The 26,558-nt window shown below is 60.8% G+C and carries 25 protein-coding genes and 1 pseudogene; 9 read left to right on the top strand and 17 right to left on the bottom strand.

Translation table 11 applies throughout. From position 1 onward, the window contains the following. Positions 1–19 precede the first annotated feature (19 nt). Entirely contained in the window at positions 20–490 is a 471-nt protein-coding gene (gene paaI / locus GSQ90_RS19895; protein ID WP_158816647.1) for a hydroxyphenylacetyl-CoA thioesterase PaaI, read from the bottom strand. Next, entirely contained in the window at positions 490–1,275 is a 786-nt protein-coding gene (gene paaG / locus GSQ90_RS19890; RefSeq protein WP_371418412.1) for a 2-(1,2-epoxy-1,2-dihydrophenyl)acetyl-CoA isomerase PaaG, read from the bottom strand. The genes paaI and paaG overlap by 1 nt, the downstream gene beginning before the upstream one ends. 193 nt (positions 1,276–1,468) lie before the next feature. Between paaG and GSQ90_RS19885 the strand changes: the two genes are divergently transcribed. From GSQ90_RS19885 to GSQ90_RS19865, 5 genes are all read left to right on the top strand, one after another. After that, positions 1,469–2,650, top strand: coding sequence for an ABC transporter substrate-binding protein (locus GSQ90_RS19885; protein ID WP_158816702.1), 1,182 nt, complete (start codon positions 1,469–1,471; stop codon positions 2,648–2,650). 107 nt (positions 2,651–2,757) lie between these two features. Beyond that, positions 2,758–3,630, top strand: a complete 873-nt coding sequence (locus GSQ90_RS19880; RefSeq protein WP_158816701.1) for a branched-chain amino acid ABC transporter permease — start codon at positions 2,758–2,760, stop codon at positions 3,628–3,630. A gap of 3 nt (positions 3,631–3,633) precedes the next feature. Next, on the top strand, positions 3,634–4,578 hold the full coding sequence (locus GSQ90_RS19875) for a branched-chain amino acid ABC transporter permease (protein ID WP_158816645.1): 945 nt from the start codon (positions 3,634–3,636) through the stop codon (positions 4,576–4,578). Further along, positions 4,575–5,357 carry an ABC transporter ATP-binding protein gene (locus GSQ90_RS19870; protein ID WP_158816644.1) on the top strand — a complete coding sequence of 261 codons (783 nt, stop codon included), beginning with the start codon at positions 4,575–4,577 and terminating at the stop codon, positions 5,355–5,357. The genes GSQ90_RS19875 and GSQ90_RS19870 overlap by 4 nt, the downstream gene beginning before the upstream one ends. Beyond that, on the top strand, positions 5,350–6,054 hold the full coding sequence (locus GSQ90_RS19865) for an ABC transporter ATP-binding protein (RefSeq protein WP_158816700.1): 705 nt from the start codon (positions 5,350–5,352) through the stop codon (positions 6,052–6,054). The genes GSQ90_RS19870 and GSQ90_RS19865 overlap by 8 nt, the downstream gene beginning before the upstream one ends. 132 nt (positions 6,055–6,186) lie before the next feature. Here GSQ90_RS19865 and GSQ90_RS19860 read toward each other — a convergent pair whose 3' ends face one another. The 8 genes from GSQ90_RS19860 to GSQ90_RS19825 all read right to left on the bottom strand — a co-directional run bounded on the left by GSQ90_RS19860 (position 6,187) and on the right by GSQ90_RS19825 (position 16,739). Beyond that, positions 6,187–7,071, bottom strand: coding sequence for a hydroxymethylglutaryl-CoA lyase (locus tag GSQ90_RS19860; protein WP_158816643.1), 885 nt, complete (start codon positions 7,069–7,071; stop codon positions 6,187–6,189). Next, positions 7,055–8,554: a sugar ABC transporter ATP-binding protein gene (locus tag GSQ90_RS19855; RefSeq protein ID WP_158816642.1), complete on the bottom strand. Its 1,500-nt coding sequence runs from the start codon at positions 8,552–8,554 to the stop codon at positions 7,055–7,057. Before GSQ90_RS19855 ends, GSQ90_RS19860 begins: the two co-directional genes overlap by 17 nt. Next, positions 8,547–9,662, bottom strand: a complete 1,116-nt coding sequence (locus GSQ90_RS19850) for a strictosidine synthase (RefSeq protein ID WP_158816641.1) — start codon at positions 9,660–9,662, stop codon at positions 8,547–8,549. The genes GSQ90_RS19855 and GSQ90_RS19850 overlap by 8 nt, the downstream gene beginning before the upstream one ends. Next, positions 9,659–11,776 (bottom strand): SMP-30/gluconolactonase/LRE family protein, encoded by a 2,118-nt coding sequence (locus GSQ90_RS19845; RefSeq protein ID WP_158816640.1) that lies wholly within the window; start codon positions 11,774–11,776, stop codon positions 9,659–9,661. The genes GSQ90_RS19850 and GSQ90_RS19845 overlap by 4 nt, the downstream gene beginning before the upstream one ends. Before the next feature lie 17 nt (positions 11,777–11,793). Then, on the bottom strand, positions 11,794–12,804 hold the full coding sequence (locus GSQ90_RS19840) for a sugar ABC transporter substrate-binding protein (protein ID WP_158816639.1): 1,011 nt from the start codon (positions 12,802–12,804) through the stop codon (positions 11,794–11,796). Positions 12,805–12,872: 68 nt separating this feature from the next. Next, positions 12,873–13,892 carry an ABC transporter permease gene (locus GSQ90_RS19835; RefSeq protein ID WP_158816638.1) on the bottom strand — a complete coding sequence of 340 codons (1,020 nt, stop codon included), beginning with the start codon at positions 13,890–13,892 and terminating at the stop codon, positions 12,873–12,875. Positions 13,893–14,109: 217 nt separating this feature from the next. Then, positions 14,110–15,279: an ABC transporter substrate-binding protein gene (locus tag GSQ90_RS19830; protein WP_246731685.1), complete on the bottom strand. Its 1,170-nt coding sequence runs from the start codon at positions 15,277–15,279 to the stop codon at positions 14,110–14,112. A 137-nt stretch (positions 15,280–15,416) separates the two neighbouring features. Then, positions 15,417–16,739, bottom strand: coding sequence for a hydroxymethylglutaryl-CoA reductase, degradative (locus GSQ90_RS19825; protein WP_256366620.1), 1,323 nt, complete (start codon positions 16,737–16,739; stop codon positions 15,417–15,419). A 129-nt stretch (positions 16,740–16,868) separates the two neighbouring features. Between GSQ90_RS19825 and GSQ90_RS19820 the strand changes: the two genes are divergently transcribed. Then, a complete protein-coding gene (locus GSQ90_RS19820) occupies positions 16,869–18,281 on the top strand; it encodes a PLP-dependent aminotransferase family protein (protein WP_158816635.1) in 1,413 nt (470 codons plus the stop codon). Between the two features lie 259 nt (positions 18,282–18,540). On the opposite strand, the gene GSQ90_RS32020 is transcribed toward GSQ90_RS19820, so the two are convergent. Beyond that, entirely contained in the window at positions 18,541–18,882 is a 342-nt protein-coding gene (locus tag GSQ90_RS32020; RefSeq protein ID WP_174247508.1) for a hypothetical protein, read from the bottom strand. Between GSQ90_RS32020 and GSQ90_RS19815 the strand changes: the two genes are divergently transcribed. Continuing rightward, positions 18,805–19,260, top strand: coding sequence for a nuclear transport factor 2 family protein (locus GSQ90_RS19815; protein ID WP_158816634.1), 456 nt, complete (start codon positions 18,805–18,807; stop codon positions 19,258–19,260). The two genes, GSQ90_RS32020 and GSQ90_RS19815, sit on opposite strands and share 78 nt — an antisense overlap. A gap of 36 nt (positions 19,261–19,296) precedes the next feature. Here the strand turns inward: GSQ90_RS19815 and GSQ90_RS19810 are convergent, their stop codons facing one another. Next, positions 19,297–19,983: a substrate binding domain-containing protein gene (locus GSQ90_RS19810; RefSeq protein ID WP_256366621.1), complete on the bottom strand. Its 687-nt coding sequence runs from the start codon at positions 19,981–19,983 to the stop codon at positions 19,297–19,299. Positions 19,984–20,142: 159 nt separating this feature from the next. On the opposite strand from GSQ90_RS19810, the pseudogene GSQ90_RS19805 reads away from it, so the two are divergent. Further along, a pseudogene (locus GSQ90_RS19805) lies at positions 20,143–20,403 on the top strand (multidrug ABC transporter ATP-binding protein); the annotation flags it as partial. A 237-nt stretch (positions 20,404–20,640) separates the two neighbouring features. On the opposite strand, the gene GSQ90_RS19800 reads toward GSQ90_RS19805, so the two are convergent. From GSQ90_RS19800 to GSQ90_RS19780, 5 genes are read right to left on the bottom strand one after another with little or no spacing between them, the layout of a single operon-like run. Further along, positions 20,641–21,981 (bottom strand): MFS transporter, encoded by a 1,341-nt coding sequence (locus tag GSQ90_RS19800; RefSeq protein ID WP_158816632.1) that lies wholly within the window; start codon positions 21,979–21,981, stop codon positions 20,641–20,643. Positions 21,982–22,032: 51 nt separating this feature from the next. Beyond that, on the bottom strand, positions 22,033–22,929 hold the full coding sequence (locus GSQ90_RS19795) for an alpha/beta fold hydrolase (protein ID WP_158816631.1): 897 nt from the start codon (positions 22,927–22,929) through the stop codon (positions 22,033–22,035). After that, positions 22,930–24,027 carry a flavin reductase gene (locus tag GSQ90_RS19790; RefSeq protein WP_158816630.1) on the bottom strand — a complete coding sequence of 366 codons (1,098 nt, stop codon included), beginning with the start codon at positions 24,025–24,027 and terminating at the stop codon, positions 22,930–22,932. Positions 24,028–24,058: 31 nt separating this feature from the next. Next, positions 24,059–25,087 (bottom strand): LLM class flavin-dependent oxidoreductase, encoded by a 1,029-nt coding sequence (locus tag GSQ90_RS19785; protein ID WP_158816629.1) that lies wholly within the window; start codon positions 25,085–25,087, stop codon positions 24,059–24,061. A gap of 27 nt (positions 25,088–25,114) precedes the next feature. Beyond that, positions 25,115–25,486 carry a VOC family protein gene (locus GSQ90_RS19780; protein WP_158816628.1) on the bottom strand — a complete coding sequence of 124 codons (372 nt, stop codon included), beginning with the start codon at positions 25,484–25,486 and terminating at the stop codon, positions 25,115–25,117. A gap of 148 nt (positions 25,487–25,634) precedes the next feature. On the opposite strand from GSQ90_RS19780, the gene GSQ90_RS19775 reads away from it, so the two are divergent. Continuing rightward, positions 25,635–26,417, top strand: coding sequence for an IclR family transcriptional regulator (locus GSQ90_RS19775; RefSeq protein WP_158816627.1), 783 nt, complete (start codon positions 25,635–25,637; stop codon positions 26,415–26,417). The last annotated feature ends 141 nt before the right edge of the window (positions 26,418–26,558 follow it).

Raw genomic sequence — 26,558 nt, 5'->3', positions numbered from 1 at the left:
TCCCGGTGCAGCTTTTTGCCTATGAACTAGTGTTTGAACTCGGCGCGAGTATTGCGCCGGAAATCGTGCGGGAATGCCCGCGGAATTCTGCGACGGTTTTGCCTTGGCCGTCTCGGACTGTGACGTCATAGATTCCGCTGCGGTCCGTTTTGGAGCGTTCGACGGCATGGGCCGTGAGCGTCTCTCCCGCACGACCAGGCCGGATGAACGTCACTGCGCATTGCTGCGCCACCGTGCGCTGGCCGTAGGTGTTGCAGGCGAAGGCGAAGGCCGAGTCCGCCAGCGTGAAGATGAAACCGCCATGACAAATACCGTGACTGTTCGTCATGTCTTGCCTCACTGTCATCAGGAGCATGGCCTCGCCGGGCGCGACCCTTTGGATAGTCATGCCCAGCGTCTTGCTCGCCTGGTCGTCGCGCCACATCGTGTCCGCACAGGCCTGTGCCAGCGACTGAGCACTGGTTTCAGCCGTTGGGTCGGGCGCTTCCATCATTGTCTCCCGAGGAAGCGCGGCGCGCGTTTTTCGAAGAATGCGGCGACGCCTTCCCGATAGTCCGGTGTGCGGCCGGCGCGGCCCTGAAGATCGCGTTCGAGGTCGAGCTGCTGATCGAGGCTATTGGTTTCGGACGCGTCGAGCGCGTGTTTGATCAGCGCCAGACCCGCGGTGGGCTGGGTTGCAAAATGCGCCGCGAGGCGATGCGCCTCGGACATCAAACCGGCATCGTCTATGGTCTTCCAGACCATGCCCCAGGCTTCGGCTTGTTCAGCAGAAACAGGTTCTGCCAGCAGAGCGAGCGCCCGCGCTCGCGCGGCGCCGACCAGTCTCGGTAGAATCCATGTGCCGCCGGTATCGGGAACGAGGCCTAGCTTTGCGAATGCTTGAATGAATTTGGCTGAGCGTGCGGCGATCACGATGTCACAGGCAAAGGCGATATTCGCACCAGCGCCCGCCGCGACACCGTTAACAGCGCAGATTACCGGCATGGGTAAGGCGCGTAGTTTGCGCGCCAGCGGATTGTAAAACTGTTCAATCGTGACGGAGAGGTTAGCTGTTTCGCCCGGTGTGAAGACTCTGTCGGAAAGATCCTGGCCGGCGCAGAACCCGCGGCCGGCGCCGGTAAGAATCAGTGCGCGGCAAGTCCTGTCGGCCTCCGCATCGATCAAGGCGGCCATCAGAGCGTTGTGCATGACCGCGCTGAATGAATTGAGCCGGTCGGGTCTATTCAGTGTCAGTACGCGATACCCGTCGCGGATATCGATCATAATGAGGCCCATTTCCATCGTTTCCTCCCGCTTCGGCTTTTTTTGACGTATGCCCCTCTGAAACGGAGGTTACTATTGACCAACCGTACGGTCAATTATAATGATGATAGAAAGCACAATGCGTCATCGGTGGTCGCAAGGCAGCAAAGATGACCGGAATGCGGCGAGCGCGCTCGAAACGAGTAGCTCACAGGGAGGAAAAATGATGCCGTACCGATCACCCATCAGACACATTATTGCCGCTGGAGCCTTTGCGCTGTCGGTTTCCGGACTTTCGATTTGCAGTCCGGCTTTCGCGCAGCAGACGGTCAAGATCGGATCGGTCCTGTCGGTCACAGGACCGGCGTCTTTCCTCGGGGAGCCAGAAGACAAGACGCTGCGCATGTACGTCGAGAAGATCAATGCGGCCGGCGGCGTGGCCGGCAAGAAGATTGAGCTGGTGATCTATGATGACGGCGGCGACGCGAACAAGGCCCGGACTTTTGCGACGCGTCTGATCGAGGATGACAAGGTGGTCGCGATGGTTGGCGGCTCAACGACCGGCACGACAATGGCGATGATTCCGGTGTTCGAGGACGCGCAGGTGCCCTTCATCTCGCTTGCCGGAGCAATCGATGTCATCGATCCCGTCCGCAAATATGTGTTCAAGACCCCGCATACCGACAAAATGGCGTGCGAGAAAATCTTCGAGAATTTAAAGCAGCGTAATCTCACCAAGATCGCAATGATCTCCGGCACTGACGGCTTCGGCGCGTCGATGCGGGCGCAGTGCGTCAAGGTCGCGCCGACTTATGACGTAGAGATCCTCACTGAGGAAACCTATGGGCCGCGCGATAGCGATATGACCGTGCAGCTCACAAAGATCAAAGGTGTGGCCGGCATTCAGGCTGTCGTTAATCCAGGCTTTGGGCAAGGACCGGCAATCGTCACGCGCAATTTTGCACAGCTCGGAATGTCGGCGACGCCACTCTATCAAAGCCACGGCGTCGCATCAAAGAGCTTCATTGAACTTGCGGGCGCCGCGGCTGAAGGGGTTCGCCTACCGGCTGCTGCGCTGCTGGTTGGCGACAAGCTGCCGGATAGCGATCCTCAAAAGAAAGTTGTGGTCGATTACAAGCAGGCCTATGAGGCCACGACCAAACAGCCGGTCTCGACATTCGGCGGCCACGCCTATGATGGTCTGTTCATCCTCGTCGATGCGATGAAGCGTGCTGACTCGACCGACGCAAAAAAAGTGCGGGACGAAATCGAGAAGACAAAAGGTTTCGTTGGCACCGGTGGCATAGTGACGATGTCTCCAACCGATCATTTGGGTCTTGATCTCACGGCATTCAAGATGCTCGAGATCAAGGATGGCGACTGGACGCTGGTTCGGCCCGGCGGTTAGCGGCTGTCTGACGCCTCTGCTAATGTCGTGGGCCTTCGCAGGGATGCGGCTTGCCCAACAAAATTGTTCGACGTCGCTTCATCGGCAGTGAAAGGGCACTGGCGGACATGCCCGAGTTCTTCCAGTTTCTCGTGTCAGGTCTGACGGTTGGCGCAGTCTATGCATTGGTCGCGCTTGGCTTTACGCTAGTCTACAGCGCTTCCGACGTCGTGAATTTTGCGCAGGGCGAATTTGTTATGCTTGGCGGAATGGTGACAGTGTTCGTGTCCACCGCCGGTGTGCCGCTTCCGCTCGCAGCCTTGATCGCGGTTGGCGTCTCGATCGTAATCGGACTATTGCTGTACTGGCTCGCCATTGCGCCTGCACGCGGTGCGTCTGCGATATCGCTGATCATCATTACGATTGGCGCGTCGATCTTTTTGCGCGGCGCAGCGCAAATCGTGTTCGACAAGCAATTCCATAAGCTGCCGTCGTTTTCTGGCGATACGCCGGTCAATCTATTCGGCGCAGCGGTGCAGCCGCAGAGTTTTTGGGTGCTCGGCGGCGCTGCGGTCATCGTATTGCTGCTCTACGTTTTTCTCGAACGCACGCTGCTCGGCAAGGCCGTTCTCGCAACAGCCGCAAATCGACTCGCCGCGCGCCTAGTCGGGATCAATACGGCGACCATCATGGCGCTGGCCTTCGGTGGCTCTGCTGCTATCGGCGGCATCGCCGGCATTCTCATTACGCCGATTACGTTGACGAGCTACGACGTCGGAACGCAGCTGGCGTTGAAAGGGTTTGCCGCGGCTATGCTGGGCGGAATGGGCAACCCGCTCGGCGCCGTCGTCGGCGGTCTGCTGCTTGGATCGCTTGAGGCTTTCGGCGCCGGATACATCAGTTCGACGTACAAGGACGCGTTTGCCTTTATCGTGATCCTGGTTGTGCTTTTTACCGCGCCGCAAGGACTCTTTGGCCGACGCGCTGTGGAAAGGGTTTAAGCGATGCTTGCCCGTTTGAGCCAGCGATACGGAGTATTGATTGCGCTGGCGGCGATCATCGCTTTGCTGCCTTTGGTGTTCCCGTCGACCTATTATTATCGCGTCGCATCGCTGGTCTGGGTCTCTGCCTTTGCGGCCATCGGATTGAACATCTTGATGGGCAAGGCCGGGCAGGTCAGCCTTGGCCACGCTGGCTTTTTTGGAATCGGCGCTTATGCCGCCGCGATCGGACCCGCACATCTGGGACTGCCGTCGCTGGCGGCGCTTGTGGTTGGCGCCGGCTTTTCAGCCTTGCTGGCCTATCTCGTCGGACGGCCAATCCTGCGCCTGAGGGGACATTATCTGGCCATTGCGACGCTCGGCTTTGGCGCGCTAGTCGCACTGGTGATCACCACCGAAAGTCACTGGACTGGTGGACCGGATGGCATGCCTGTCGCCAAGTTATCACTGTTTGGTTGGCGCGCCGGCGGATCGGGCACGTGGTACTGGATTGCAGGCGGTTTGCTGCTCGGCGGCGCGTGGATTGCCTTCAATCTCGACGAGACGCCTACGGGCCGCGCCTTTCGCGCGCTGCACGACAGCGAGATCGCAGCCAGGGTGACGGGCATCGACGTCAATCGCTTCAAGCTGCAGGCGTTCGTGATCGCTGCGGTCTACGCATCGCTCGCCGGCTCTGCACTTGCGATGATGAACGGCTTCGTTAATCCAGATCAAGCCGGATTCCTCCATTCCATCGAGCTCGTGACCATGGTCGTGCTAGGCGGACTGGGGTCTGTGGTGGGGAGCATCGTTGGGGCGGCAGTGCTGATCATGCTGCCGCAGTTTCTAACCGTGTTTCAGGAATATGAAAATCTGTTGCTCGGCTTTATCATCATCGTGTCGATGATTTTCATGCGCGAAGGCATCGTGCCAACGGCTAGGAGACTGATATCAAGAGGGCGGGCATGACGATCCTCAAGGTCGATGATATCGGAATTGCATTCGGCGGCGTGAAGGCGATCGACGGGGTCAGTTTCTCCGTCGATGCCGGCCAAATATTTTCCATCATCGGCCCCAACGGGGCCGGCAAGACTACGCTATTCAATGTGATATCCGGCATCTACGAGGCCAATCGGGGACGCGTCGAATTGTCCGGCGAAAATGTCACAAGCTTTACACCAGATGCGCTAGCCACCCGCGGATTATCCAGAACATTTCAGAACTTGCAGATATTTCAGCGCATGACGGCCGTCGAGAACGTCATGGTGGGGAGGCACCTGCGAGAGAGGTGCAATCTGTTCGCTGACCTTTTCCGGTTGCCGTCCGTGATTCGGCAAAATCGAAACACGCGGGATGCCGCTCTTAACTTTTTAGGCGAGGTTGGCCTCCGCGGGAGTGCTGATATGCTTGCTGGTTCGCTTTCTTATGGCGCCTGCAAGCGGCTTGAGATCGCGCGCGCGCTGGCGGCCGAACCCAACGTGCTTCTGCTCGATGAGCCAGCGGCCGGGTGTAATTCGGTAGAGACCGAGGAGATCGACCGTTTAATCTGGCGCGTTGCGGAAAAAGGCATCGCGGTGGTGCTCGTCGAGCACGACATGAAGCTGGTGATGAAAATTTCGCATCGCATTCTGGTGCTGGAGCGGGGTCGATTGTTGATCGAAGGTAGCCCGCGCGAGGTGCGCGACAATCCGGCCGTGCTCGAAGCCTATCTCGGCAAACACGGTGCGCGGCAGCCTGCGCGTGCTTGAGATCGGCAACCTTCGCAGCGCCTATGGCCGGATCGAGGTTCTCAAGGGAATCAGCCTGGAAGTGCGAGTCGGCGAGGTGGTGGCGCTGATCGGATCAAACGGTGCGGGAAAGACAACGCTGCTGCGCGCGCTGTCGGGCGTGCAGCCAATCACAGGCGGCGAGATCTCTTTTCTCGGCGAGCGCATTGAGCGGCTGCCGTCACATCGGCGGGTTGCGCGTGGCATTCTCCAATCACCGGAGGGGCGGCAGATATTCGGACCTCTCAGCGTCGAAGATAATTTGCGGCTTGGGGCGTATCTGCGTCGCGACAACGATATTGATGAGGATCGTGAAAAGATTTTCGGCATGTTTCCTATGTTGAAGGAGAAGAGAAGCCAGTTGGCGGGAGGACTATCCGGAGGTCAACAGCAGATGCTTGCGATCGGCCGCGCATTGATGGGCAAGCCGAAGCTGCTACTGCTCGACGAGCCGTCGCTCGGACTATCCCCTGTGCTGATCGATCAGATACTTGCAGCGATCGTTTCATTGCGCGCGGCGGGCGTCACGGTCCTGCTCGTTGAACAGAATGCCGCGGCGGCTCTCGAGATAGCGGACCGCGGATATGTTATTGAAACGGGCCGTATTGTTCATTCCGGCGCAGCTTCGGCATTACTGTCGGATCCGAAAGTCAAGGCTTCCTATCTAGGCTTCGAATAATCTTCTTGCGAAAGCATCCTTCCCAAGAAAAGAGGCGGTTGCTTCACGTTTGCGGTTCAACGACGGCTCCTGCGTCAGGCTGCGGCCGAGACACTCCAACCATGTCTGACCGCACTGATCGTCGAGCACTCCTCAACTTTCTCTCACGAGTTGAGCGACCCATTCCTCCGCCGATCGCAGACGGCCCAAGTCAATGCCGGTTTCGATATTCCGGCCTGCGAAATGCCCCACCAACGCCGCGGTCTCGAGATTTCCGGCCGCGCCCGGAGCATAGGGGCAGCCGCCGAGACCGCCGACCGCGCTGTCGAATATACGGAGCCCTAGCGCCCAGGCGGCGTCGACATTCGCCAACGCCAGGCCGCCAGTGTCATGGAAATGCCCGGCGAACAGGGTCGCAGGAGCTTCATTCAGCGCGGCTTTGACCATTTCCGAGACGCGCTCCGGCGTCGCTCTGCCGATGGTGTCGGACAAGGCGATCTCCGCGCAGCCGAGGTCGCGCAAACGCGCGACGACTTTCGCGACTTGCGACGGCGCGATCGGCCCCTCATAGGGGCAATCGACAGCGCACGAGACGTAGCCGCGAACCGGGATCCTGGCCTGGCTCGCGCGCCGCAGAACCGGAACAAATCGGCCGATGCTCTCGTCGATGCTGCAATTCGTGTTGCGTTGCGAAAACGTCTCGGACGCGCTGGTGAAGACGGCGATTTCATCGGCGCCAGCGGCGATGGCGGCGATAGCTCCCTGTTCGTTCGGAACTAGAGCGGAGAGGCGCACGCCGCGACCGCGCGACGCCCGTCGCATGACCTCGGCGTGGTCCGCCATCTGGGGGACCCATTTGGGCGAGACGAACGCCGTCGCCTCGATGCGGGTGAATCCGCATTCGGCGAGCAGGGCGATCAGTTTCAGCTTGTCCTCGGTCGAGACGATGCGCTTTTCGTTTTGCAGCCCGTCGCGCGGACCAACCTCCAAAATCGTGACGCTATCCTGTCCTGCGGGGGTCTCAGTGCACGGCGGCATACATGATCTTCTCTTCAGTGGCCTCGTCGATCGTCATTTCCTCGACGATGCGGCCCTGCCGCGCGACGAGGATGCGGTCTGACAGATTGAGAATTTCCGGGAGATAGGAGGAAATGACGACGACCGCCGCGCCGGCGTCAGCGAGTTTCTCGATGATCTGATGGATTTCCGCGATGGCGCCCACGTCGACGCCGCGGGTGGGTTCGTCGAAAATGACGATGGAAGGACTCTGTATCAGCGACTTGCCGATGACCACCTTCTGTTGATTGCCGCCGGAAAGCTCGACAACGCGCACATTGTGACCAATCGACTTGACCTTCAGGGCGGTCATCCATTCAGCCGACTGCTTGATGGCGTCCCGCATACTGACGAGTTCGATCGGATTGGCTCTCTTGGCGAGCTTACCCAGAAATATATTTTGCGCGACGCCCATGGTGTCGAACAAGCCATCGAGCTTTCGATCCTCGGTGATATAGGCAATCCCAGCATTGACGGCCTGGCGCGGCACGCGAAAACGCACGGGCTCGCCGCGAAGACGGATGCGGCCGCCGTGGAGGAGGTTGCGCTTCAAGATGCCCGCCGCGATCTTCATGATCTCAGTGCGCCCGGCGCCCACAAGGCCGAACATCCCGGTCACCTGTCCCGCGAAGATCGATAGCGACGCGCTGCGCACTGTCTTCCCCATTGAAAGGTTTTCGATCGAGAGCACGCGCTCTCCAGGCGGACGAACGCGTCTCCGGCCCCCAACGCGGCCGTAGAGTTCGCCGGTGAGCTGACGACCGACCATCGCCTGGATGATGCTCTGGCGCGTGAAGACCGACGCCGCGTCCGTCACGATCAATTGCCCGTCGCGCAGCACGCTGATGCGGTCCGCGACCGCGAGCGCCTCTTCCAGAGCGTGCGAGATGAAGATGATGGATGCGCCTTCGGACTTGAGGCGGTCGAGCAGGATAAAGAAGTGCTGCTTTTCCTCGGGCGTCAGGGTCGCTGTCGGTTCGTCGAAAATGAAAATGCGCGCCTTGTGGTGCACGGCGCGCGCGATTTCGACCATCTGCTTCTTGGCCGCGCCGAGCGAGGAGACCTTTGCGGTCGGGTCGATATGGAAGTTCAGCCCTTGCAAATGCTGTTGCGCCATGATGTTGACGCCGCGGAGCCGATTGAAGAAGCGCTCGTCGCCGAGGAAGATGTTCTGCGCGACGCTCATCGACGGCACGAGGTTCGTCTCCTGGAACACCATCGCGACGCCGTGCTTCAGCGCATCGGCCGGAGAAGCCAGCGCGCAGACTTTGCCATCGATCAGCATCTGCCCGGAGGTCAAGGGATAGAGGCCGGCCAGCACTTTCGTGAGGGTCGACTTCCCTGCGCCATTCTCGCCAAGCAGCGCGTGGATTTCGCCCGCGCGCAAAGTGAAATCCACGTCCCGGAACGCGGGATTGCCGCGAAACGCCTTGGTCGCCTTGCGGAACTCGACGAGGTCAGACACTGCCGGCTCCGCTATTTGCAAACCCTTTGGCGTCCGCGCGCAGCAATGCGCCCACTCCGCGCGAGGTCACGAATAGATTTGCCCCTTGTTCTACGACCGATGTCGTCCCATGGCGCATGCCGTCAGCCCGGCTATGCAAGGTCGCCGTCGGCTTCATCTTGGCGTCGCATTTCGCAATCAGGCCGTAGGAACGCGAAGGCGCCCACGGCTTCAAAACGCCCATCTGTCGCACCGATCCCATCTGTAAGGGTTGATCGGCGCCGCCTCCGACGCTCAGCTCCGGGCCAATCCAGTCGAGAGGTTCGATCGTCGCGATCATTTCCTTGCGGTAATCGTCTTCACGAAGCACCATCTCGGTCAATTGTCGCCTGGGTGCAAAAAAAGCGAGCCAATAGCCTCCGTCGGAGGCGCGGGCCAGCCGCGCGGGATAGGCGGGCAGGTCGTCGAGAAGCACATCGGGGCGAGCGGCGCGGCGCGGATCAATCCCGACAATGCGATGCCGCCAGCTCTCGCTGACAACGAGGCGGCCGTCGTCGCCGATGGCCACGCCATAGGGAAAGGCGAGGCCGCCGGCGACCGTGCGCGTCGATCGTTCGCGAACATTGACCGCGACCACCGCGCCGGATTGGCCATGCGTCATCAGATCGCGTTTCCATTCGGACGCTGGAAGCTCGCTCGATCCGATGCAGACGAAGAGCGTTCCTTCGGCGCCGAAGGTGGCCGCTGTTGTGCAGTTCGGCATGGGATCGTTCAAGTCCAAGCGGTTGAAACCACCACCCGTGTCGCCGAGATGAATCCCCCCGCCTTCGACGCCGACAGCGAGTTGGCCCGCGGCATTTGCGGCGACGAAGGAGATTGGCCCCGCAAACGCGGCGATCTGGCGCGGAGCGAGGGGTGTCGCGCCCGTTGCGATCAGGAACAGCGAGGAGCCGGCGCTACAGACAAGGCCGGAGGGCGCAACCGCGAGACCGTCGACGCCAGGCAGCGCGACGACGCTCTCTGCTTCTTCGAGCCGGTTGTTCGGCTTGAAGACGCCGTCCATGGGCGGGACGCTGGTTCCCGAGTCCGTCGACGGCAGCAGGCGCTTGAAGAGACTGGACAGGCTCATTGGGGGGCTCCCCAATAATCCTGCCGGGTCGTCCACCTCGGGTCGCCGTCGGGCAGTTTAACGCGCCCAATGCGATTGTTCGAAACGCCGCCCAGGAACAATTGCCCCTTATGTTCGCAAGTCGAAGTGATCGACGGATGGTTCTCGCCGGTTTCATCCCAGAGCACGTCGAGAATCTCGCCGCTGGCCGACGCGTGCACGACGCAACCGCGATTGATGTTGGGAAACAACCATTCGTCCGCAGCAACGCGTCGCGCGACCCGTCGTCGAAAGCCCGGCTTGCGCATCGCCAGATCGAACGTCTTGGTCCGCATACCCAGCAGGGCGATCCAGTAGGTTCCGCCGGAGCCGCGGTTGATGTTGTCGGGATAGCCAGGGAGGTTGTCGATGAAAATCTCGCGCTGTCCCTTGCGCGGCCCGTCAAACCAATAGCGGTTGATCCGGCACGCCCAGGTCTCCGCGAACAGGAGCGACTGGCCGTCGCGGCAGATCGTGACGCCATTGGGGAATATCAGTCCACGCAGGATCGTGCGCGTTGTTTTGGTGCGAGGATCGTAGCAGATGAGCCGGCCGTTGCCGCGTCCTTCCAGCGCATCGACCGCCCATTCCGACATTTCGTAGCGGATGGTCGCTTCGCTGAAGAAGATGCGCCCGTCCGGGGCGATATCGAGATCGTCAGGAAGACGAAGGCGGGAGTCATCGATGACCGAGAAAAGGCTTCGGTTCGTTTCGTCGGTGACTTTGCTCACAGCGCCCTCGGGCGATACTTTGTAGACGCCCATGCCGCCGACGCAGGCGATGAGATCGCCGGCTTGATCGAACGCGAGGCCAAGAGGATGTCCGCCGATCCGCGCGAACACTTCGCTATGCTTATAATCGGGGGCAAAGAACCGGACGATCGTGCCGAGCCGCGTCCCGGTATAGAGGTGGTCATTCTGATCGAGGATGACGTCTTCCGGCCCCTCGACTTCGCCCAAGCCGATCAGATCGACGCCGCCGAGCCGGTTGTTGAGGGCAAAGTAATCCTCCCGCGCGCCTTGGCTTCTGTCGGGCAGCTTGAGATAAGTTGGCGACATATAGACCCGGCTGAGGATCTTCGCGCGGTTCTTGACCCATTTGGCGTCGAAAAGGACGGCGAGGATGAGTACGCAGCCAAGCAGCAATTGGCTCACCGATCCTGGCATGGCGAGCCGGATCAGACTGTTGGTGAGGATCAGGACCAGGATCGAGCCGATGACCGCGTTGCCGACGGATCCTCGGCCGCCGCCGAGTGATACACCGCCCAGGACAACTGCGGTGAGAACCGAGATTTCCAGCCCAATCCCGGTGTCCGCCCCCGTGCTTCCAAGGCGAGCGGAGAACAGGAAGGCGGCGATCGCCGTGAGAATCCCGGAGGAGACGTAGGCGAGGCAAACCGTCAGCTTCACGTTGATGCCGGCGTTGTAAGCCGAACGTCGAGCGCCGCCGACGGCTCGCAGGCGCCAGCCTGGACGCAAGCGGGACAGCACAATGTGCAGCACAATCGCTACCGCCAAGAAGATCAGGAAGGAGACCGGCACGCCGTAGACGACGCCATATCCAATGAAATCCCAGGTAGGGGAATCCGGGGTGCTTCCGACGATCGCGCTGGCCAGTCGGGGAAAGACGATGTCGTAAAGGGCTCGGTAAATGACGAGCGTGACGAGCGTCGTGATGAACGCCCTTAACCTGAGGTAACCGACAAGAACGCCATTGAGCAGTCCGCAAAGCAGCCCGGTCGCCAAAGTGGCCGTCAAGGCTGCCAACAGGGGCAGCCCCAAGACATTCATCGACACAAGCGCCGCGAGCACACAGAGCGCGAACATCGAACCGACGGAAAGATCGATCCCCCCGGATAGGATGACGATCGTAAGCGCCATGGCGATAAGGCCGAACTCGGCGACTTGCCGAGAGAGATCGGTCAAATTCCCGACGGATAGATAGTCGGGAATGATCGCGATCATGACGCCAAGGGTGGCCACCAGCGCGATTGTCGGTATGGCGTTGTCGATCCAGCTCTTGGAAAGGATTTCTCCAACCAGTCGATCGGAAAACCATCGATATCGAATACGGACGAAAGTCTCGCTGATGGCCATCAGTCTCGGACCGCTTCTTACTTGAGGTCGTCGAGCGTCCAGCAATTGCGCGGGTTGACGTTTTCCTTCGTGATCTGCGTCAGCGGGTTGAAGTAGAGCGTCTTCACCTTGCCAGCGGGGCTGTCTGACATCAGAAGGCGCGCGATTTCAGCGTTCAGGATATCGCCCTGCAACGGGACGTTGTAGCTGATGTAGAGATTGAACAATCCCTTCTCGACGTTCTCACAGCCGACGCGATTGCCGCCGCCGCTGGTCACCAGGTAGACTTGATCGCTCTTGCCGGCCTGCTTGATCGCCGAGGCGGTGCCCGTGTCCTGGTTATCCCAGATGCCTATGGCGCCGCAAAGATCGGGGTTCTGCTGCAAAACCGTATCCATGATCGAACGCGCCTTCTCGGCGTTGTATTCGGTGGCTTGTTGCGAAACGACCTGGATTTCCGGGTGCTGTTTCAGGACCTTGTAAATGCCGTCGAGCTGGAACACGTCGGAAGCGGCCGTCGGGACGCCCGTATCGATCGCAATTTTTCTCGACACGCCATTGCCGGCGCCGCACTTTTTCACGATGGCGTTCGCGGCCTGCTCTCCGATTTCTGTCCAATCCGCGCCGACGTAGGAATCGCTGGTGGAGTTGGATTCGAGGTTGATCTGCACGATCTTGATGCCGGCGGCCTGCGCCTGGTTGATAAGGCGGGCGTAGGACTGGATGTCCGGATTGTGCAGGACGATGAGGTCGGGTTTCTCTGTGATCAGCGACGAAAGGGCGCGGGTGCCGGCATCGGTGCTCCAGGCAGGATCGCGGATCTCGAAGGAGTAGTTTAGGCGCGCGGCCTGTTTGCGCATCTGAGCGGCCCAGCCCTCGGTCAGGTCGAAGCCCATGGACAACGGCACGAACACAACCTTCTTGCCGGCGAGCGTCTTGTGAAATGCTGTGCTGCGCGGATTTTCGAGACCTTTGTCCTGCGCTTGCGCCGCTCCGATACCGATCAACGCCACGCAGGCTGCAATCGCGATTTTTATTTTCGTGAACATTCGCATGGTTTCCTCCCGGTTTTGGTTGCTGGTCTACTTTGAATGCGGATATGGGATCCGTTCCCCAATCAGAGATCGCCCTGTTGAGAAGTTTGCTCGTCCCTCGGGTTGACCAGGGAATCGACGACGATGGCGAGAAGAAGAACGACGCCCTTGACGAGATTCTGGATGGTGTAGTCGATGTTCATGATCGTCATCCCGTTGAGAAGGATGCCGACGAAGACGGTGCCGAGGACGACGTTGCGGACGCTGCCGTGGCCGCCGTTCAGGCCTATGCCGCCAAGCACAACGACGAGCAGGATGTCGTAAATCATCGTTGAGTTGAAAAGGCGCGCGTTGATGGCCGAGGCCGACGACGCGAGAATGAGCCCGGCGACATAGGCGATGAAGCTGCTGGCGACGTATTGCGCGATGACTATTGGGCGAAAGGGGGCGCCGGTTATCCTTGCCGCCGCCGGATTGTTGCCCATGGCGTAGGTGAGCCATCCGAAGCGTGTCGAACTCAGGATGAAATGCAGCAGCAGGCAAAGAACGCCGAACGCGACGATCGTTATGGGCACTCCCAGAATCCGTCCTTGCCCAATGAACAAGAACCAGTCGTTGCCGGGGGGAACGTTCTGCATTTCCAGTTTGAAGAAGAACGTCCGACCCAATCCGTAGATGACCGATCCCGCCGCAAGGGTCGCGAAAATGGGTGGCACGTCGCCGAAGGCGATCAGCGCTCCGATCGCAGCGCCGACGACCAATGCGAAGCTCACGCCGATGAGCAGGGCGATGCCGAAGGAATAGCCGGATCTCGCGAGAACGAAAGCCCACGACACCGACACGACCATCGTGGCGATCATTGAAACGTCGATTCCGCGCGCGATGACCACAAGCGCCATACCGAGCGCCAGGATCCCGAGAATCGAGACGCTTCGAACAAGGGCAAGGAGATTGCCAGGACTCGCAAACGCAGGCAGCAGGAGTGCGAACACGAGGAAAGCTGCAACGGCCAGCGCGAAGACGATGCCCTCCTGACTTCTGAATATCTTCTGGATGAGTTTCTGAGACGACTTCGCTTCCGGCGTCGTTCGCGCTTCGCTCATCGGTCGGCTCTTTCCGACCGAAGGTCGCTCGAAATCTCCTTGCCGAGGTCAACGTGTGCTGCGAAGCGTGACAACTGGCGCATTGTTTCCTTCCTTTGTCTTTGCCAAACACAAAAGTCGCGTTCGCAATGAGCGGTCGAATCGTCGTGATTCGGTCGCGAATTGCGTGTCGGCGTACTGTTGTTCTTGCTAGACACGGCCTTTGATGTTTCAGCGCTTATTTCTTGACGAGCGGGCATTCGCTTTGCGCCAGGGGGCGGAACGCTTCCTCGGCGGGGATCGTCGCGACAAGCTTGTAATAGTCCCACGGATATTTCGATTCGGCCGGCGTCTTCACCTCGAACAAGAACACCGGATGGATCGCGCGCCCATCGGTGCGAATCATGCCCTTTCCGAACAACGGATCGTCAGTCGGCATTTCCTTCATCTTGGCGACCACTTTGGCTCCGTCGTGCGGATTGCCTCCCAGCGCATCCAGCGCCTTCAGATAGTGGATGACCGACGCGTAGACGCCTGCCTGCACCATGGTCGGCATCGCGTGATTTTTCATGCGCTCCGAAAACCGCTTCGAGAACGCACGCGTGCCGTCGTTCATGTCCCAGTAGAAGGTCTCGGAGAACTCCAATCCCTGCGCAACGTCGAGTCCCAGCGCGTTGACGTCGGTAATGAACAGCAACAGCGCCGCAAGCTTCTGGCCGCCTGCGACAATGCCGAACTCATGCGCCTGCTTGATCGAATTCGATGTGTCGCCGCCGGCGTTGGCCAGGCCGACGATCTTGGCCTTGGATGATTGCGCCTTCAATAGGAAGGACGAGAAATCTGGTGTATTGACCGGCGCGTTGACGCTATCGATGACTTTGCCACCGTTCGCTTCGATGACAGCGGTCGTGTCGCGCTGTAGTGCGTGGCCGAAGGCGTAGTCGGCGGTTAGAAAGAACCAAGTGTCTCCGCCGGCCTTGACCAATGCCTTGCCCGTGCTGTTGGCGAGCGCGTAGGTGTCGTAGGTCCAGTGCACCGTGTTGGGGGTGCATGCCTTGCCGGTGAGGTCCGAGGTTGCAGCGCCGGAATTGAGGAAAATGCCATTCTTTTCCTTTGCGACCACAGCGACCGCAAGGGCGACGCCGGAATGCTGCCCGTCGACAATCGCGTCCACTTTGTCTATGTCGAACCATTTGCGGGCGATGCCGACCCCGACGTCAGGCTTGTTCTGATGGTCGCCTGATGTGACGTCGATGCTCCAACCCTGTTTTGTGAGTCCGCTATCCTCGACAGCCATTTGCGCGGCGAGCAATGAGCCAGGGCCTCCAGCATCGGCATTGAGGCTCGTTTGGTCGCTCAGACTGCCAATCTTGACGATCTTGTCGTCGGCCAAAGCGGCGCTCAACATCAGCAGGCTGGCGACGAAGGCGCAGGCGATTTTCACTTTCACTGAACGCTCTCCCATGGGTCGATATCGACCGATATCTTCTGAACGACGTTTGGAAGCACCCCTGCCTCCGGCCTCGTTCTTGGTTTGCTCATCGTTCACGCTTTTTCAGCCTTGAGACGTTTGATGATCTCTTTGGCGCGGTCGGTCCGCACATCGTGAGCATTGGCAAGTTCAGCAGCCACCACATCGATCTCGCTGCCGACGGCCCCAGCAACGATGGCGATATTGCGTGCATGCAACGCCATGTGGCCGCGCTGGATTCCCTCTGTCGCCAGAGCGCGCAACGCCGCCATGTTCTGCGCCAATCCGACGGCGACAGCGACTTCCGCGAGTTCCTGCGCGCTCTTGACCCCTAGCACTTTCAGCGCGGCCTGCGCCGCCGGGTGGGTCTTGGTGGCGCCGCCGACGAGGCCCAAAGCCATCGGCATTTCAATGGTGCCGACCAACGAGCCTGAAGAATCGATTTCCCAGCGGCTGAGCGAGGTGTAGCGACCGCTTCTGGCGGCGTAGGCATGTGCGCCAGCCTCGATCGCGCGCCAATCGTTGCCCGTGGCGACGACGACCGGGTCGATGCCATTCATGATCCCCTTGTTGTGGGTCGCCGCGCGATAGGGATCGACGATCGCCAGCGCGCAGGCTTCGACAATTCCCTCCGCCATGCGCGCGCCAGAATATTCAGATGTTGCGAGAGACGCGGGCGTGAGTGAAACCCGAGCCCGCGCTATCCGCAGGTCCGCGAGGTTCGAAAGAATACGGAGCCGCACGACGCCCCCGCTAACGCGCTCGACAATGGGAGCGACGGTCTCGGCCATCGTATTGACGGTGTTGGCGCCCATCGCGTCGCGAACGTCGACGAGCAAGTGGAGGACAACCATCGGCCCAACGAGCGTGTCCTCGAAGACATGAATTTCGATATCGCGACACCCGCCGCCAAGCCGGACGAGGACGTGATCCTTCGCGTTCGCGGCCGTGACGATCTCCTCACGGGCCGAAAGCAGCCGCGCTCGGGCGCCGTAGGGATCCTTCAGACCTAGAATCTGGATTTGCGCGCGCATGATCGGCGCGGTGCTTGATGTGACAAACCCACCGCAACCGCGTGCGATTCTGGCCATATAGGACGCCGCCGCGACGACGGAAGGCTCTTCGACCGCCATCGGGATGAGGTAGTCGCTCCCGTTGATGGTGAAATTCGTCGCGACGCCCAGCGGGAGTTCGAACGTGCCAATGACGTTCTCGATCATTCCATCGGCGACGGTCGAAGGAAGCGCGCCCGGGTGTCCAAGCGCCCGGGTGTCAGTTTTGGAGATGCCAGTGAGCGTCGCCACCTTTTGCAGGCGTTCGCTCGGCGACATGTCTCGGAATTTTTCGATGCGGGAGTTTAGAGCAGCGCCCTCTCCCTCAACTGCCTTCGCGCCCACCAAGCGTGTCTCCCGAGCGTTGCGACTTCGATGTCGTTGTTGCCTCAGGATTGATTTAACTGTTACCATCAAGCAAGGCACAGTTTCACCAAACAGTATATTTCTGTACCCGCGTCGTTGGAGGTACGCATGGCGAGACGTCGGGACGACTTGCCGGCTTCGCCGTCTAAAAGCGGGGTGGTCGTCGAAAAACTCGAGGCGACGATTGCGTCTGGGGCTCTGAAGCCCGGCTCGAAGTTGCCGTCGATTCGGCGAGCCGCCGTTCAGTTCGGGGTCTCCAAAAACACCGTGATCGATGCATACGATCGACTTGTCGCGACAGGGCAGGTGGTCGCGCGACAGGGTTCGGGATTCCAGGTGTTGAGGCGAACAGCGCAGCCGGCCGGGGCGACGCCGAAACATGTCGCCGAGGCTGTCGACATAGCCTCGCTTCTCACCGCGCAACTTGAGGAAAGCTTCTCGATCCGCGTTGGGGACGGGCGCCCGCCGGCGTCCTGGATGGAAGAGTCCGAGGTGCGCCGTCACTTGGGGGCCTATGGACGCTACCGGCAGGGAGACGACAGCGGATACGGTTCCGCGATGGGCTTTCAGGGACTGAGAGAGCGGCTTGCCCATCGCTTTGCCGAGCGGGAAATTCGGGCAACGCCAGATCAGATATTGCTTACCTTCGGCGCCAATCACGCCTTGGATCTGATCGTCCGCCGCTTTGTCGCGCCCGGCGACACTGTGCTTGTCGATGACCCCGGCTACTACCCGCTGTTCGCGAAGCTCAAACTCACGCAGGCGCGGATTGTGGGCGTAAAGCGTTTGGCGACCGGTCCAGATCCCGACGACTTGGCCTTGAAGGCAGCCGACGGACAGGCGAAGCTCTTTTTCACGCAGTCGCTAGCGCATAACCCAACCGGCGGTTCGATCAGCCTACCCACCGCCCATGCGGTTCTGTCGATCGCCGTCCGTCACGGTCTCTTAATCGTCGAAGATGACCCCTTCGTCGATCTTCCGACGGTCGGCTCCTTCCGAATGACCTCGCTAGATCAGCTCAACAATCTCATTTCGATCGGGACGTTTTCGAAAACCCTGTCCGCCAGCTTGCGATGCGGCTTCATCGCGGCGCGCCCGGACATCGTGGCGTCGCTGGCGGAACTCAAGATGCTGACCACGGTGAATAGCTCCGGACATGTTGAGCAACTCGTCTTCAATCTCATCAACGATGGGCATTATCTCAGACATTTGAAGCGACTCGGGAACCGAATTCGCACCGCGACCGACAAGGTGGTCGCCAATCTCGACAGACGTGGCTTCAAACCGTTCGCGGAGCCCTCGGGCGGCTACTACGTCTACATGATGCTACCTATGGGCATCGACGACATCCAGTTAGCGAAGGACGCCGGCCGAGAGGGCATCTTCATTGCTCCCGGAAGTGTCTTCAACGTCGAGAAGAGGGCAGGGCCGGCCTACATCCGCGTCAACATAGCGCGAGCCGACGACAACAGGTTCTACGAATTTCTGAGCCGATACGCGGACGAACGCGGAGCCAAGTGACGGTTGCGGTCTATAGCGCGAGGCCGTCGCGACCGCCTGAAATTAACGGAACCCCGGCTTCTCGCGCTTGTCGCTCGACAACGTGACGGCGCCCGGGACATCCTGCAAACCCCGTCGCCGGCTATGATTCTGCAAAGATCTACTTCTCGAACTAGATTCTGGCAGAATTCCGGACGAGCTCTTCGCCCCAGACTTCGAGTTTTACTTTCCAAGGTTTGGCGTTGGCCATCGTGACCGGCTAAAGCACCTCGCGTGCGGCTCACGCGTGGTTGTTGAAGGAACGACATCCGGCGATGATGGCGCCCGTCGATCTTGGAACGGCGGAGAACCCCCCGGCGGACGTTTCTGCAGCGTCTTCGACTTCAACGACGAGAGGCTGATCCAACGGATGTAGATCTATTCGGACCCTGACTACACCGGCGCCGATCGAGATCGCTTCCGTTGGAAGCGCAGCGATCCGCGCTGGTAGGTCCGCCAAATCGAACGCCCGCACGGCAGTCTGAATGAGATTAAGAGTGGGACAATGGGAGCAGCCGAAATGACGCTTGAGGAAGCCGCCGACCGTCTGGCGATACGCGAACTTGTCGATGCTTACGCCCATTGCGCGGATCGGCGTGATTGCGAGGGGCAGATGGCCCTGTTCACGGAGGATACGCGCTTTCTGGTGTTTATGGACGCCAAGGCCTCGACTCCGAGCCAGACGATTACGCGCCGCGCGGATTTGAAGCCTGTTTTTGAGAACCTCCGGCAGTATGAGGCGACGACCCACTTCAATGGTCAAAGCACTGTTGTCCTGAATGGCGCCGCCGCAACGGGCGAAAGCTACTGCTTGGCCCACCATGTCCAGGTCCAAGATGGGCGGCGCAGTCTTATGGTCGCGTCGATTCGCTATCTCGACACCTTCACCAAGCGGGCGGGGCGCTGGCTGTTCAGCGAGCGGCGGCTGATGGTGGACTGGATAGAAACACGTCCTCTTTGAATTCTAGCGTCCACGTCGGCGACCGGAGCCCAGTGTTCAGCGGCGGCTCCGATCTAATCGTTTCGATCGCCTGGCCGACAGCTTCTCGGCAAGGAAGTCCCCCAGAACCTCGACGCGCTTCGGCCGCCGCCCGCCAGGCGGCGTCACCCAATGCACCGCGCCGCCGCTGACCTTCCAATCGGGCAGAACCACTTCCAGCCGGCCATCGTTCAGAGCCCCTCGCATGATGAAGTCCGGCAAGATCCCGAGACCGCTGCCGCCCAACAGAAGCGGCATCACCGCGTCCCCATTATTTACCCTCAGCGGTCCGGTTGGCCGCACAATGGCCGTGTCGCCCTGTTCGCGACTGAAGCGCCAAGTGTCGCCGACGGTAGACACGTAACAGATGCAACGGTGCTCGGTCAGACGTAAAGGGTGATCGGGCCGGCCGAATTTTGCGAGGTAATCAGGAGACGCCACCAGGTAACGCGGCATCGCTACGAGAGTGCGAGCCACGAGCGAGGAGTCCGGCAATGCTGCAATATGGATCGCGGCGTCATAGCCTTCGCCGATCAAATCGACATGGGCGTCGCTCAAGTGCGGATCGATCGAGACTTCAGGGTAGCGGTCAAGGAACGCCGGCAGGACTGGCGCCACTTGGAGGACGCCGAAGGACATCGGCGCGGCGAGCCGGATATGTCCGCGGGGCGCGGCGGCGTTAGCGACGCTTTCGCTTTCGGCCAGTTCGCCCTCAGCATAGCCTGATCCCCAGCCCGGACCAATTCCCCACTTTCCTCTAAGCCACCGGTTAATCCACGCCAGCCCAATACGCCCCCTTGCCCCCTGGCGGCGGCCTGAATGGCATCCGTTACCCGGCTACATTGGAGCTTGATGTCGGGATGGCCGATCCTCATTCTCGACGAGGCCACCTCGGCGCTCGACACCGAAACGGAGCGCGCCATCCAGCGCTCTCTGGCGGATCTGTCCGAGGGCCGCACCACGCTCGTGATCGCGCATCGCCTCGCCACCATCCGCAACGCCGACCGGATCATCGTCGTCGACCGTAACGGCATCGCCGAACAGGGTGCTCACGCGGAACTGCTTGCGCAGGACGGCCTGTACCGGCGGTTGCACAACGCCCAATTCAGCGAAGCGGCGGAGTAGCACGGTAGGAGGCATCGCCTCCCAAACCATCATTGACATGCAGTCGAAAACTGGCTCGCCTATCACGTACCATCGGCGGTAAAGAACTTGCGCCCACCACTGGCATTGAAGTCGACGTGGGATGGAAGGGTTTCGCGGATGGAGAACGTTGATGACATCGCCCTGATAAACGCTATTGGGGCAAGGTCTCTCGGAAATAGATGTTAGGCGTCGGACCGAGCTCCAGGAAGCCGCCCTCTATGATCGCAAGATGCTCTGCGCTGCGATTGCTGCGGACGCGCTTGGACGCAACTGCCAGAACACCGTGAGCAAACTCAGCCCGCCGACCGTCGCCAGCACGCCGCCGACGATGGCGAGGGACCGTCCGAGGGCGTCCGCGCCGCCTCCTAAGACGGCCTCTGCGAGCACGGCGACAAGCGTCGGCGCAATCGCCGAGCCCGTAATGCCCACCCAGGCGAAATGCACCGATGTGATCTTGCCGATGGCCGACCCCGGGGACAGATGGACGATGGTCGACGTGCCGATCGTGAACAGGCTTGCCGCGAGCAAGTTGAAGACGGCAAGCAGCGCCCAGGCGGCGAGAATGGACGAACTCATCGGAATCGCCACCGACGGCAAGAATATCACCGCGCATATGATGGCCCCTAGGGCGGGGACCGCCGGCAAGCCAAAGCGCCTGTATGTGATATCGACGAGGAACCCGGCAATGAACTGACTTGAGGTGCTGAAGACGAGCACGATGAGGCCGTAGGTCAGACCGATCTGACCAGCCGGAATGCCCCATGTCCGTCCGAGAAATGCCGGCAGCCAGGACGAGTATCCAACCGAAAGCATGATGGTTGCCGCATTCGCCAGGAATAGAGGCGCAAAGACCGTCCAGCGACCAGCCACGGTGGCCAGCGCGTCCTTCAGCGCGACATGCGGTTCGCTTCCACGCGATCGCCGGCCAGGCTCGGGAAAGGTGAAGACGAGCACCGCGACCGGGAGAGCGATTGCGCCGCACGCAATCAAGACAAGCTGCCAGGATCGGACGGTGACCTGGACAACGGGCAGGAGATAACTGCCGGTCTCGCCGACAAAGTGGAGAATCGCTCCACCGGCAAGCAACGCAATGCCCCCACCGATGCTCGCGCCCATGGACCAGATTGCGACGGCCCTGCCGCGATAACGCGCATGGAAAGCATCCTTTATCAGCGACATGCTCGTCGGGCCGCATGTCGCTTCGCCTGATCCGACGCCGCAGCGGCCGACGAACAACGCCACATAACTCGCAGCCCAGCCACAGAAGATCGTCGACAATCCCCAAGCCGCAATGCCGAGTGAAAGGATGGGTCTGCGGGCAAAGCGATCGGCGAAGGCGCCGACGATTGCTCCTCCGAGCGCGTAGGTCAGGATGAACGCCGCCCCGATCAAGAAGCTCATCATCGTGTCCGAGATATTGAGATCGTGCTTGATCGGCTGCACAAGCAATGGCAGCGCCGCCCGGTCGATGAAGGCGACGGCATTCACGAGACACAGGATCCCGACCATCCACCAATGTGTGAAGCTGGGCCGATCCTGATCCGGCTGGACATCCATTGCGTTCTCCCCCTGGTCGAATTTTTTGATTGGTGTGTGCTTCGCTGCCTTTCACGCCGTTGATTGTCGGCGGGGCGTTCGGGACGCCGTTGCGCGTACAATCGCGTTGAACCGGGTGGGGGCCTCAAGCTTCAGCATGTGACCGCAACCTTCAAACACGTGAAGGTTTGCCGACGGAGCAGCAGCGGCCAGAGGCAATGCATGATCCTGGCGAGGCGCAACCTGATCGCAATCGCCCGCAAGCAATTCAATCGGACAGATTACCTCTCTGAGGATTGCTGGAGTGGACACCGTGAAGAGCGACTGGATTGCCTGCCGCCACCCCTGTGTTGTCATGGCGTCCCGCAGCCTCTCGACATGCCGCCTCACCAGAGGCGACGTCCGGGGAGTCAGCAGGCGGTCCGCGATTGCACTGCGCGCCACCGGCAAGCTGATGTCGGCCGTGGCGAGCCAGGCGCTCATCTCCGCGTCACGCATCTCCCCGGTGACATGACCCCGGGCCACGTTCGGAGCCGACAGGACCAGTTCTCTCACCATCGCCGGTTGGCGCGCGGCGAAGACCGTCGCGATGACGCTGCCCCATGAACTCCCGACCAGCGCGGCAAGCTGCTCGATCCCGAGAGCCTGCAGGAACGCGGTGGCGACATCCGCATAATCATCCATGCGCGGCTCGGTGATCGAGATCGGCGTGCTGCCCTCAAAGCCCGGCGCGTTCCATGCGATGACATGAAACTCCCGCGAGAGCCCGGCGAGTTGCGCGCGATAGCCGGCCGAACTCGACCCAAGCCCGTGCAGCAGCAAGAGGGCCGGGCGCTCGTTGCCGCCCGCCGCTCGATACGCGACCCGCCCCTCGCCGCCGGCATAGAGCGGCGAGGAGACATTGATGGCGGAGAGCCTGGGAAGCTCCCGCGACAGCAGGTCGATGTCCTCGCGCGACAGATCGGCCATCTATCGGGCCCCCGCGACGGCGAATGATCTGGCTCGGCCATAGGATTCGAGGGCTGCATAGCCGAGCCGATGGGACAAGCCTTCCGCGGTTTCCTTCAAGGCTTGAGCGAGCGGACTGTCGAAATCGGCGCGAAACCGGCTGGCCTCCCCGACGGCTGTGAGCGCAAGGACGGCATGGCCGTTCGTATCGAGCACCGGCGCGCTGAGCGCATTGATCAGGATTTCGCTGCCATAAAACGTCTCGAATCCCTGCCGAGCAAGCCCGCGTCGGCGAATGTCGGAAAGGCTCTGCTCCCAACCGAAGATGGCGTCGGACGAGAGATCGGCATCCGGCCATGCGATCTGTCTGACGGTCGCGGCCGGGAGATGGGCCGCGAAAGCGAGGCCTGTCGCGGTCGAGGTCACGGGCAGAATCAAACCGACGGGAAGATGGTCGCTGACGGAGACCGACGCTGGCTCCCACATTGTGATTGTCGGCCCGTGATTGCCCCACACCGCGAGCGCCATGGTTTCATCGAATCGCCGCGCCAGGCGCTCGATGGCGCGCGCGCCAAGTCGTGTGGCGCGAAGCTGAGAATGGCCGCCGCCGGCCTTCTCCTCGCCGAGATCATGGGGATCCGCCAGCAGATATTTTCCGTTGCCGAACACGAGCGGCTTCCGCTCGGTCCGGCTTATCGACGCCACCTCGCCGACGTAAATCGTATGATCGCCGCCAGGCATCCTGGATACGACCGAACATTCGAGCCAAGCGCTGCAGTCGCGCAGCAGCGGCACTCCCCCTAGACCGACATCCACATCGAGGCCGGCGAACTTGTCCGGCGACGATTTTGCGAAGCGGTTGGAGAGCGAGATCTGGTCTTCGGCCAGAATGTTGATGGCGAATCGATGCGCTTTCGAAAAGGTCGCGTGGCTCGGCGCCTTCATGGCTTGGCTCCAGAGCACCAGCGGCGGGTCGAGCGACACGGAGCTGAAGGAATTCGCAGTGAGACCGTGGTACCGCCCCTCGTCATCAATCGTGGTGACGACCGTCACGCCAGTGACGAACGTCCCCAGGACCCGCCGAAGTTCCCGGGCATCGAATGCATCCGCGTCGCGCATCTGTCGCTCCTGATGACCGCATGCGTTGGGTTCAGGCGAACGCCAACTCTCGGGGTTGCAGGGCCGGCATGACGTCCTCGGCAAATCGCTGCACTGAGGCGACCACCTCGGCATGCGGCATGCTGCCGAACATGAAGCTTCCGATTAGGTAGTTCAGCCCGCCCGCGGAGATCTGCTCGTCGAGTTGCTGGACGACAGTCCGCACCGCCCCCACGATCGCATGGCCCGACTCTACGAGCTTGTCGAACGACGGCGGCAGCTTCGCATTGACCGGCTCTGTCCCGTGCTTGCGCCAGAGCTTGATAAAGTTCTCATAGAACGTCGGCCAGGCCGTTCGGCCAAGTTCGAGCGCCTCCTGATCGGTCGCTCCCACGATCACGTACCGATTGACGCCGATGTTGGGTTCGATCTCGCCGCGCAATCCGGCTTTTACCCTCTCTTCGCGATAGCGATCGGCGATGGCGCGCACCCGCGGCACGGCGCCGCCGCAAACCACGTTCACGCCGTTGCGCGCCGGCCAAACGGTCGAGTCGGGCGATCCAACCGCGTACCACATGGGCGGAAACGGGCGCTGGAGCGGCTTCATCTCGACGGCATAGTCTTTTAACTGCCAGAATTCGCCGGTCGAAGTCACCTCGTCCTGCAGGAAGCAGCGTTGCATGATGTCAAACGCTTCGCTGTACATTTTGGCGGCCTTCGTCGAGTCGATGCCGAGCGCGTCCAGTTCATGCGGCGAGGCGCCCCGACCGATCCCGAACTCGAAGCGACCATGGCTGAGGTGGTCGAGAAGGCAGATTTCTTCGACCAGACGCGCTGGATGATACATCGGCAGTAGGTAAACCAGCGGGCATAGCCGCAAGTGCTTGGTGCGCTGGCTGAGAGCCGCCATCCAGACGCTGGGGGATGGCGTCATGCTGAGCGAGGTCGCGTGATGCTCGCTCATATGAAAGCAGTGGAATCCCGATCGATCATAGAGCTCGGCAAGCTGAAGCCTGTTCTCATATTGATCGGCCAGCGGCAGGCCGGAGCGGTCGTTCTGATCAAAGACGCCGAATTTCATGTCGAGCCCTTTCCGATGGCGTTTCTGTTATCTCTGCGCTGTCGCCGCGTCGGCGCGCGCGTAAAGCTGGAACCGATTGTCCTCGGGATCGGCGAAGGTCATCACCCTGCCGTGCGCACCCATGTCGCGATCGCCGAGGCGCCTGCCGCCGAGCTGGACGATTCGCTCCGCCAGCGACGTCGGCTCCGCGGTCTCAAACACGACCACGCCGCCGCGCGCGCCCACCGCGCCTTCTACCAGCGAGCTCAACGCGAAAGCGGTTTGGCCGATCTTGAATTGGAGCCACGCATCGCGGTCGCGAAACGCGAGCGGCAGTCCGAGCGCCGTTTCGTAGAACGCCTGCAAGCGATCCATGTCGCGCACGACCGTGTAGACGCTTTGTATTCGGTTGATCGACACGGCGACCTCCCTGCCTACTTATTCGCTTGCGAGATTCAATATAGTTGAATATATATTGCATTGTTGAATATTGGGCCGGAAGTTGGCGCGAGTCAAGATGGGCTGTCGCGAATCGGTGGGCGGGGATGGAAGGGAACGGGTTGAAGGCATGGATGAGAGAAAGCAGCGCCGGGGCATTCAGTCGATCGAGATCGCGTTTCGCGTGTTGACCGCGTTGCAGACGAGTCCCCAGGCGATGGCGCTCAAGGACATTGCGCCTCTTGCCGGACTGACGACGAGCGCGGTCAACAACTATCTGGTCAGTCTGGTTCGAACGGGGCTCGCCGCGGCGGATGAAAGGCCGGGATGCTACAGATTGGGGCCGGCCGCGCTCGGGCTGGGCATGAGCGCGATCCAGCAAATCGACGGATTCGAGATCGTCAGACGCGAGGTGACGACGCTGCGCGACGCTACGAAGCGCAGCGCGGCGGTCACCACCTGGACAGATGACGGGCCTGTCAGCGTGTTCAAGCAGGACGGCGAGCAGCGCGGCGCCTTCGAATTCCGCACCGGCCTAATCCCTATGCTGAGCTCGGCGGCCGGCAAGATCTACACAGCCTACCTGCCACCCGGCGCAACCATCGACTTGATTAATCGAGAGTGGGAAGCCGTATTTGGCGGCAAGCCGAATGCAGAACGATTTCGGGAAGAGGCCCGGCGCGAGCTCAAGCGAAAAGGCTATAGCGCCATCGTGCGTGCGGATGTCAGCGCCTATGTCTCAATAGCGGCGCCGGTCTTCGATTGGCACGGACAGGTTCGCTTTACGTTGAGCCTTGCAGGAACGCGGGCGACAATGCAGATCGAGCCTGCGAGCGATCTGGTCAAGGCTTTGCTCGAGAGCGCCGCCCGCGCCACCAGCGCTCTTGGTGGAAAGGCTAGCGAAGACATCTAGGCGAAGAGATTCAGCTCGCGACTTTCGCAAATCGGCAGGCGCGGACCCCCGGAATAGCGTAAGCGATGTTTTGATCCCACCTTTCGCGTGAGGGGATGATCTGAGAGTCTTCGGCGGGTTGGCCGTTGGACTTAGAATGAT

The organism is Methylocapsa sp. S129, assembly GCF_009765995.1.
GTDB lineage: Bacteria > Pseudomonadota > Alphaproteobacteria > Rhizobiales > Beijerinckiaceae > Roseiarcus.
Note: the sequence above shows the minus strand (reverse complement) of the source record. Positions and strands in the feature narration are given on the sequence as shown.